Raw genomic sequence first — 7688 nt, 5'->3', positions numbered from 1 at the left:
AGGACATCTTCATCGAAGACGGCACAATCGTTGAAATATCGGTCAATTGCAGGCGAACTGCGGACAAGGTGGTGGACGGTACCCGCAAAGCCGCCCTGCCCTCCTTCATTAACGGCCATACCCATTCCGCCATGACCCTTTTCAGGGGTTTTGCGGAAGATATGCCTCTCAAGGCATGGCTGGAAGAGAAGATCTGGCCCCTGGAATCGAAGCTGACCGAAGAGGATGTCTATTGGGGCGCCAGACTGGCGTGCCTGGAGATGATAAAAAACGGCGTTACCGTGTTCAACGATATGTACTGGTTTTGGGAAGCCACGGCCAGGGCGGTTGCGGACATGGGCATCAGGGGCTTCGTGAGCGCCGTCTTCATCGATATGTTCGATCCGAAGAAGTGTCGCGACGAAATAGACCATAATATCAAGCTCTTCGAGCTATCCGAAAAGTATCGTCCTTATGTGACCTTCACCTTCGGGCCCCATGCGATCTACACGGTATGCGAGGAAAGCCTCCGTTGGATGGGCGGTTTTTCTGAAAAGCACGACCTGCTCATTCATATGCACCTGTCGGAAACCAATGAAGAGGTCGCTTTCTCGAAAGACAGGTATGGATTGTCGCCGGTTGCTTTTCTCGATTCCCTGGGCGTCATATCCGAGAGGTTTATAGGGTGCCACGGGTGCTGGCTCGATGAAAAAGATTGCGACACCCTTAAACAAAGGGGCGCCAGCCTCGTTCATAATCCGGTCTCCAACATGAAGCTCGCGGTGGGCAGGTTCTTTCCTTTCCGGCTCGTGGAGGAGAAGGCGATCCCTTTCTGTCTCGGCACGGACGGCTGCGCTTCGAATAATCATCTGGATATGATCGAGACCATGAAATTTGCCTCCCTCGCCGCAAAATTTTCAACCGGTGACCCCACCGCTCTTGGCGCGCGGCAGGCCTTTCGCGCTGCCACTACCGTCCCGGCCAACATTTTCAGACTCGGCGAGTGGGAGATAAAGGTTGGCCAGAGTCCCGATATCATACTGGTCGACCTTGAAAGACCTGAGCTTTGCCCGGGCTACGACATTGTCTCCGATGTCGTCTACTCCTCAAATGGCTATATTGTAGATACCGTGATAGCCCTGGGTAAGGTAGTGATGGAAGGCAGAAGAGTCCCCGGTGAAGACGAGATCCTTCGAAATGCGGCACGGGTGGCCAGGGATCTTACCACGCGATAATTTTATCCGGTACTGCGCATCCACAGGCGTGGGTCGGCAGCGTCCCGGGAGTCTGGATATGAAATTCCTGTGCGATATGATGCTGGGGAAGCTCGCAAAGTACCTGAGGATTCTCGGTCTTGATGCCCCCTACGTCCAAGGTCTCGATGAAGGGGGCGAGATAGCCGCCTCGGGAGAGCCCTTCTTTTTCCTCACCCGAAGAAGGGAAATCCGGCATATGGCCGATGTCATTTTTATCGAATCCGACCGGGTGCGGGAGCAGGTGAGGCAGATACTTCCCCGGATCAAGCCCTTTTTCGATATGCGCCTTGTCATGACGCGCTGTATCGCCTGCAACGTCAGTCTTATACATGTCCCGAAGAAAGATGTGGAGCCGTCCGTACCTGAGTTCGTATTCCATAAATATGAGACCTTCATGCAATGCCCGCAGTGCCTGAAGGTATACTGGGAGGGCTCACACGCCGCCCGCATGTCGGAATTAATTGAGGAGGTCATGGGTATTGAACGGATGGAGTGAAGCAGCTATCGACGAGCTCGTATCGACTCTGAAAGAGTACCTTAAGGAAGAAGTCCCCGTGGTAACCCAGATATCCCGAAAGGAACAAAATCCTTTTCTCGTACTCATAGGCACACTTTTGAGCCTGCGCACAAAAGACGAGACCACGGATGGAGCCATGAAGAGGCTCATGGAGAAAGCCCGGACCCCGGAGGAGATACTTGCCCTGCCCCTGGAAGAAATCGAACGCCTCATCTACCCGGTCGGCTTTTACAGGGTAAAGGCAAGGACGCTGAAAGAGACCGCGGCAGTCATTCTGAATGATTATCACGGCATAGTGCCTGATTCTCTCGATGAGCTTTTAAAAATAAAAGGTGTGGGGAGGAAGACGGCAAATCTCGTGCTGAACGAGGGATATGGGAAACTCGGGATATGCGTCGATACTCATGTGCATAGAATATCCAACCGCCTTGGACTGGTGGCTTCTAAAAAACCCCTGGAGACGGAAAAGGCCCTCGAAAAGGTACTGCCCCTGGAATACTGGATCGTATATAACACCCTCCTGGTCGCTTTCGGTCAGAAGATCTGTAAACCCGTCTCCCCTCTGTGTTCCGTCTGCCCTCTCACTTCCATGTGCCCCAAGAGAGGCGTGACCACTCATCGCTAGAAGGGCGCGAAGTATCTTTTCAAATTGAAAAAATGGAATAAAGACTGTAGAATAGACCGCGGGGAACCAGATGGGACCGCAAGACCAATCATGATAGAGAACGAGAGCGGATTAGAACTTGTACAAAAGGACCGAAAAACGCTTGCGGTACGTCTTTCGGGTGCGTGGAAGCTCGGCAACCGCCTTCCTTCCTCGGCAGCTATCGACTCGGAGTTGGAGAAGAACCCGGGCATAGGCGTAATTATCTTTGAAACCGAGGACCTCAGGGGTTGGGACAGCGCCCTTCTCACCTTTCTTATAAAGGTAGCCAATATATGCGACCGAAAAGAAAAGAGCCTGGAGAGGGATGGACTTCCCGAAGGGGTCCAGCGTCTGCTCAGTCTTGCCACGGCGGTCCCGGAGCGAAAGGGGCTGAAAAACAGTGTCACGATGTCGCTCCTCGCAGGATTGGGCAGCGCCGCGGCGAACTTCTGGGGTGCCTTTCTGGGCATGATGACCTTTATCGGAGAGACTGCTCTTGCCTTTTTTAAAATGATTACGGGCAAAGCCCGTTTCAGGCGCTCCGATTTCTTTGTCACCCTCCAGGAATGCGGGGCCGACGCCCTGCCTATAGTCTCTCTGATCAGCATACTGGTCGGTCTTATACTCGCCTTCGTCGGCTCTATCCAGCTTAAAATGTTCGGCGCCCAAATCTATATTGCCGATCTTGTGGGTATTGCAATGACGCGCGCCATGGGGGCCATCATGACGGGGATCATCATGGCCGGCAGAACGGGGGCATCCTTTGCCGCCCGCATCGGAACCATGCAGGTCAATGAAGAGATCGACGCCTTGCGGACCGCGGGTATATCGCCCATGGAATTTCTGGTCCTCCCGAGAATTATCGCCCTGGCGGTGATGATGCCCCTTCTTACCCTCTATTCCGACCTTATGGGGATCTTGGGAGGTTTGATCGTAAGCGTGGCAGGATTCGATATCTCTCTCACGGAGTACTTCAACGAGACCAGAAGCTCGGTCAACCTCACGAATATTCTGATCGGTCTCTTTAGCAGCCTCGTGTTCGGGATTCTCATCGCTCTTGCCGGCTGCTTGAGGGGCATGCAATGCGGAAGGAGCGCATCCGCGGTCGGAGATGCCACCACCTCGGCCGTGGTCACCGGTATTGTATCCATTATTGTCGCCACGGCGGTAATTACGGTAATCTGCAATTTTCTGGGATTATGAGAAAGAAAGATTTCAATCAGACGGACTCTATATGAAAGAACCGACAAACCCCCATATCACGGTCGACAACCTGACCATGGCGTACGGCGACAACGTGATTCAGCGGGACCTCTCCTTTACTATAAACCGGGGGGACATCTTCATTATAATGGGAGGAAGCGGGTGCGGCAAAAGCACGCTCCTTCGCCACCTCATCGGCCTGCAGAGGCCGGCCAAGGGCAAAGTCTTTTATAACGGATCGAGCCTGTGGGAAATGAGCTCTCCCGAACTGGAGCGCACCATGCGGGATTTCGGCATTCTCTATCAGAGTGGGGCGTTGTGGAGTTCCATGACGCTGGCAGAAAACGTGGCGCTCCTGCTCGAGGAATATACCGATTTGAGCCCTTCGGAAGTCCGCGAGGTGGTTTCCCTGAAACTTTCTCTCGTGGGGCTCGGCGGATATGAAGAATTTTATCCGTCGGAGATCAGCGGGGGAATGAAAAAGCGGGCGGGACTCGCCCGTGCGATGGCGCTCGACCCTGAAATCCTTTTTTTCGATGAGCCTTCAGCCGGACTCGATCCCATAAGCGCACGACTCCTCGACGACCTCATACTCGAGCTTCGCGATAGTCTCGGGGCAACGATTGTAGTGGTGACCCATGAACTTGCGAGCATCTTCGCCATAGGCAATAATTCCGTATTTCTGGATGCCGAGACCAAGACGATGATTGCCGGGGGAGATCCGAAGGAGCTCCTTGCGAATTCCGAAAACGGAACGGTTCACGCCTTTCTTACGAGGGGAAAGAAGGTCTGAACGCCGGAAATGAACTTATGGCCCCCACGGAAAAAAAGTCGCCCGATCGATGGCTGGACGAAACAAATTGAGAAGGAGAACCCATGAGTAAACCTGTAAATAAAACCCTTATCGGCGCATTTGTATTGGGCGCCGTTGTTTTAGCCGTAATGGCGGTGGTCATCTTTGGGTCGGGAAGGCTCTTCGCCGACAAGATGGTCGACGTAATGTATTTTGAGGGATCGGTCAAGGGCCTCAATGTCGGGGCTGCAGTCGTGTTCCGCGGCGTAAGAATAGGCTCGGTCACAAACGTGCAGCTCCAGTTTGATCCTAAAGATGCATCTTTTCTCATTCCCGTCTATGCGGAGATCGATCTCAGTAAAGTGAAGGTTATCGGGAATGAGCCAAAAGAGGATCAGCTTTCGAGGCTTATCGCTAAAGGCCTACGGGCACAGCTCGAATTGCAGAGCGTCGTCACGGGTCAGCTTATGATCAATATGGATTTTTTTCCTAATAAACCCGCCAAAATGGTAGGCCTTGACAAGAAGGTCCCCGAGGTTCCCACTATTCCCTCGGATTTGGACGAATTTATGAAGCTTGCTTCCACTATACCCTTGAAAGATCTTGTCGATAAATTAATGAAATCCCTCGAGGGGATCGAAAAGGCGGTGAATTCTCCCAAACTTACCGCCAGCATCGATTCCATGAGCGAGGCACTGGCCGATACGAGAAAAATTCTAAAAAAGATCGACCACCAGGTAGAGCCGATCCTCGTTAACCTCAAGGACTCCTCCGTATCCGTCAAAGAAATGCTCGCAAAGACCGAGGGTGTACCCAAGCAGATCGATCAGGCCTTGGCTGCCACTTACTCTACTCTCCAGCAGGCGGAGAAGACCCTGCTTTCGGTGCAGGGGATCGCCTCCGACAATTCGTCGCTGGTCCTCCAGATGGACAGTACCCTGCAGGAGGTAGGGAGAACTTCCAGGTCTGTTCGTACCCTCACGGATTATCTGCAGCGCTACCCCGAGGCGGTGCTGAAAGGCAAACAGGCAGTCAAAGGAGAGTGACATGAATACGCGACCTTTTTCCTTATTGATTTTCGTCCTTAGTGCCGTGCTCATGCTCTCTTTCCTCACGGCGTGCGGCACCTCCCAGGCGCCCAGGATATATACGTTGCGTTCCACAGCGACCCCCGCACCGGAGGCCGTCCTCGGGCAAAAAGAGGCGCCGGTGGTGGTAGGGATAGGTCCCGTGGAGATTCCCGATTATCTGGACCAGCCCCAGATAATCACCCGAACCGGACCGACCCGGCTCAGTATATCGGAATTCGATCTATGGGGAGGCTCCTTAAAGGAAGACGTGAGCCGGGTCCTCCTGGAGAACCTTTCCCATTTCCTCAATCCATCGGAGATAAGGGCTATTTTTTGGAAATCCTATATTCCCTGCTCGTTCCGGGTGCCGGTGACCATCCTTCGTCTTGACGCCACCCGGGGAGGGAATGTGCTGCTCAGGGCCAGGTGGGCGCTCGTGGGAAAGGACCTTCAAACGCTGGGGGCTAATATGCACGAGATGAACATCACAAAACCGGTGAAGGGAAACGATCCCGGTGATGTGGTGGCGGCCATGAGCGAAGCCCTGGAGGAGCTCAGTAAGTATATTGCCTCCGATGTAAAACGCTTCTCCGCTCAAGATAAGCGCTGAAACTTTCATCTGCCCGTGAAAGTAAAGACTACCCTTCCCTGCGACCGGCAAAACAGGTTCGGTTCCGGGCCCGCAATGGGGTTGTGCCTGGAGTCCTTTCGTTTCGGCCACTGATGGAATGGTGCCGAAAAGTAACAATATTCTGGACAAGGGAAATGTTTTTATGATAATAAGCTACAAATTTCACCGCGTACGGAACGAGGGGTAAGAAGGCTTTTATGGAGATACTGAAGAAGTTCCTCAAGAAGAGCCTTACGTCGGTGACTATAATGGTTGTGCCTCATTCGAAAGTGAGGCCGGTAAAAATAAAGGTTTCCATCCTCTGCCTGGTCTGCTCTTTTCTCCTTTGTATAATCGGCGCCGGCTACGTGGCAAGTGTCGGGATCAGTACGATCGAATATTACGGCATGAAACGAAAGGTGGCATTCCTAAGCTCTCAATTCAGGGACCTCAAGGTAGTCATGTCCTCCCTTCATAAGGCCGATGAGGAGTTCTCCAGGCTCCTCTCTTTTAAATCGAAGAAGAAAATTCTGGAAAACGCAGAGGTTTCCAACGCAGGCGCCCTCAACATCGATTTGCTCAAGACACAGGTGGCAGAGACCATTCAGTCGGTTTCCGAAATCAGGAAATACATCGAAGAAGAAAAGACCCTATACCGCGCCATGCCCTCCGGATGGCCCATCAAGGGCCAGATCAGCTCGGGTTTCGGCGCGAGAGAGCACCCTATTTCAGGAAATACCGCTCAGCACACGGGGATCGATATCCGCGCACCCGTGGGAACCCCGGTAAAGGCCACCGCGGACGGCATAGTCAGTTTTTCGAGCTGGCACAACGACAGCGGGCATATTATTGTCCTTGAACATGGGCGCGGCTTTACCACCGCGTACGCTCACAATAAAGCTAATTACGTGAAAGTGGGGCAGAGGGTGAAGCGGGGCGAGATGATTGCCGTATCAGGTTCGACCGGTACGACTACCGGACCACATCTCCACTACGAGGTCTGGAAAAACGGCGGTCATGTGAACCCGGCCCCTTTCTTAAAGGAGGCATCATGATCTTCAGAAAGAAAGAACCGTCCCTGGAAGTGATTGTCGGAGCGGAATCGGGGATTAAGGGAGATCTCACCACAAAAGGGGCGGTCAAGTTCGACGGGGTAATCGACGGGTGCATCCGTGCCGACTGGCTGATAGTAGGTGAGACAGGGATGATAAGAGGCGATGTGAGCGCCAGGGGTACGATCGTATACGGAAAGATCGAGGGGAATATCGAATCTTCGGAGATTACGGAGATAAAGGCAAAAGCGGTTGTGGAAGGGGATATCCGGACGGCCAAGCTCGTCGTCTCCGAGGGAGCCATTTTCGAGGGCCGATCTCACATGCAGAAGCTCAATCAAATCGAGGCCGGCGGTGTCTTATCCATTGAGCAGAAAGTCAAGAAAAGCCTCATGGAGTGACCTATCCGGGATCGGAACAGGTTTTACGCTACAGGAATCATCAGATGGGACCTGATCCGTTGCAAGGCAATCAGCCATCCCCGGTTACGCACCGACTTCCGTCTCATTCCGCTTCACCTTACTGGGCCTAACGAATCACTTCAGTCTCGCCATTTGTCCTT

9 protein-coding genes are annotated in these 7688 nt (G+C 53.1%); all 9 read left to right on the top strand.

Features of this window, described 5'->3' with window-relative positions; genetic code table 11:
- Positions 1 to 1214: amidohydrolase (locus VGJ94_07475; protein HEY3276446.1), on the top strand; the 1214-nt coding region annotated here is incomplete at its 5' end.
- A gap of 58 nt (positions 1215 to 1272) precedes the next feature.
- Positions 1273 to 1731: a Mut7-C RNAse domain-containing protein gene (locus VGJ94_07470; protein ID HEY3276445.1), complete on the top strand. Its 459-nt coding sequence runs from the start codon at positions 1273 to 1275 to the stop codon at positions 1729 to 1731.
- Positions 1715 to 2377 (top strand): endonuclease III, encoded by a 663-nt coding sequence (gene nth, locus VGJ94_07465; protein HEY3276444.1) that lies wholly within the window; start codon positions 1715 to 1717, stop codon positions 2375 to 2377. Before VGJ94_07470 ends, nth begins: the two co-directional genes overlap by 17 nt.
- A 90-nt stretch (positions 2378 to 2467) precedes the next feature.
- The gene (locus tag VGJ94_07460) at positions 2468 to 3601 is read left to right on the top strand and encodes an ABC transporter permease (GenBank protein ID HEY3276443.1); all 1134 of its coding nucleotides are present in this window, start codon (positions 2468 to 2470) and stop codon (positions 3599 to 3601) included.
- Positions 3602 to 3632: 31 nt separating this feature from the next.
- Complete coding sequence (locus tag VGJ94_07455) at positions 3633 to 4394, top strand: ATP-binding cassette domain-containing protein (protein ID HEY3276442.1); 762 nt, start codon at positions 3633 to 3635, stop codon at positions 4392 to 4394.
- Positions 4395 to 4477: 83 nt separating this feature from the next.
- Positions 4478 to 5440: an MlaD family protein gene (locus tag VGJ94_07450; protein HEY3276441.1), complete on the top strand. Its 963-nt coding sequence runs from the start codon at positions 4478 to 4480 to the stop codon at positions 5438 to 5440.
- Between the two features lies 1 nt (position 5441).
- Complete coding sequence (locus VGJ94_07445; GenBank protein ID HEY3276440.1) at positions 5442 to 6074, top strand: PqiC family protein; 633 nt, start codon at positions 5442 to 5444, stop codon at positions 6072 to 6074.
- 218 nt (positions 6075 to 6292) lie between these two features.
- Positions 6293 to 7129: a M23 family metallopeptidase gene (locus VGJ94_07440; GenBank protein ID HEY3276439.1), complete on the top strand. Its 837-nt coding sequence runs from the start codon at positions 6293 to 6295 to the stop codon at positions 7127 to 7129.
- Positions 7126 to 7527, top strand: a complete 402-nt coding sequence (locus VGJ94_07435) for a polymer-forming cytoskeletal protein (GenBank protein HEY3276438.1) — start codon at positions 7126 to 7128, stop codon at positions 7525 to 7527. The genes VGJ94_07440 and VGJ94_07435 overlap by 4 nt, the downstream gene beginning before the upstream one ends.
- Positions 7528 to 7688 lie beyond the last annotated feature (161 nt).

This window comes from Syntrophorhabdaceae bacterium (assembly GCA_036504895.1).
Taxonomy (GTDB): domain Bacteria; phylum Desulfobacterota; class Syntrophorhabdia; order Syntrophorhabdales; family Syntrophorhabdaceae; genus PNOM01.
This window is presented reverse-complemented; position numbering and strand designations above follow the sequence as displayed.

What these genes read in the sequence shown, in the direction of transcription:
- VGJ94_07470 (HEY3276445.1), top strand. Translation starts at nt 1,273, where the DNA reads ATGAAATTCCTGTGCGATATGATGCTGGGGAAGCTCGCAAAGTACCTG.
- VGJ94_07460 (HEY3276443.1), top strand. Translation starts at nt 2,468, where the DNA reads ATGATAGAGAACGAGAGCGGATTAGAACTTGTACAAAAGGACCGAAAA.
- VGJ94_07455 (HEY3276442.1), top strand. Translation starts at nt 3,633, where the DNA reads ATGAAAGAACCGACAAACCCCCATATCACGGTCGACAACCTGACCATG.
- VGJ94_07450 (HEY3276441.1), top strand. Translation starts at nt 4,478, where the DNA reads ATGAGTAAACCTGTAAATAAAACCCTTATCGGCGCATTTGTATTGGGC.
- VGJ94_07445 (HEY3276440.1), top strand. Translation starts at nt 5,442, where the DNA reads ATGAATACGCGACCTTTTTCCTTATTGATTTTCGTCCTTAGTGCCGTG.
- VGJ94_07440 (HEY3276439.1), top strand. Translation starts at nt 6,293, where the DNA reads ATGGAGATACTGAAGAAGTTCCTCAAGAAGAGCCTTACGTCGGTGACT.
- VGJ94_07435 (HEY3276438.1), top strand. Translation starts at nt 7,126, where the DNA reads ATGATCTTCAGAAAGAAAGAACCGTCCCTGGAAGTGATTGTCGGAGCG.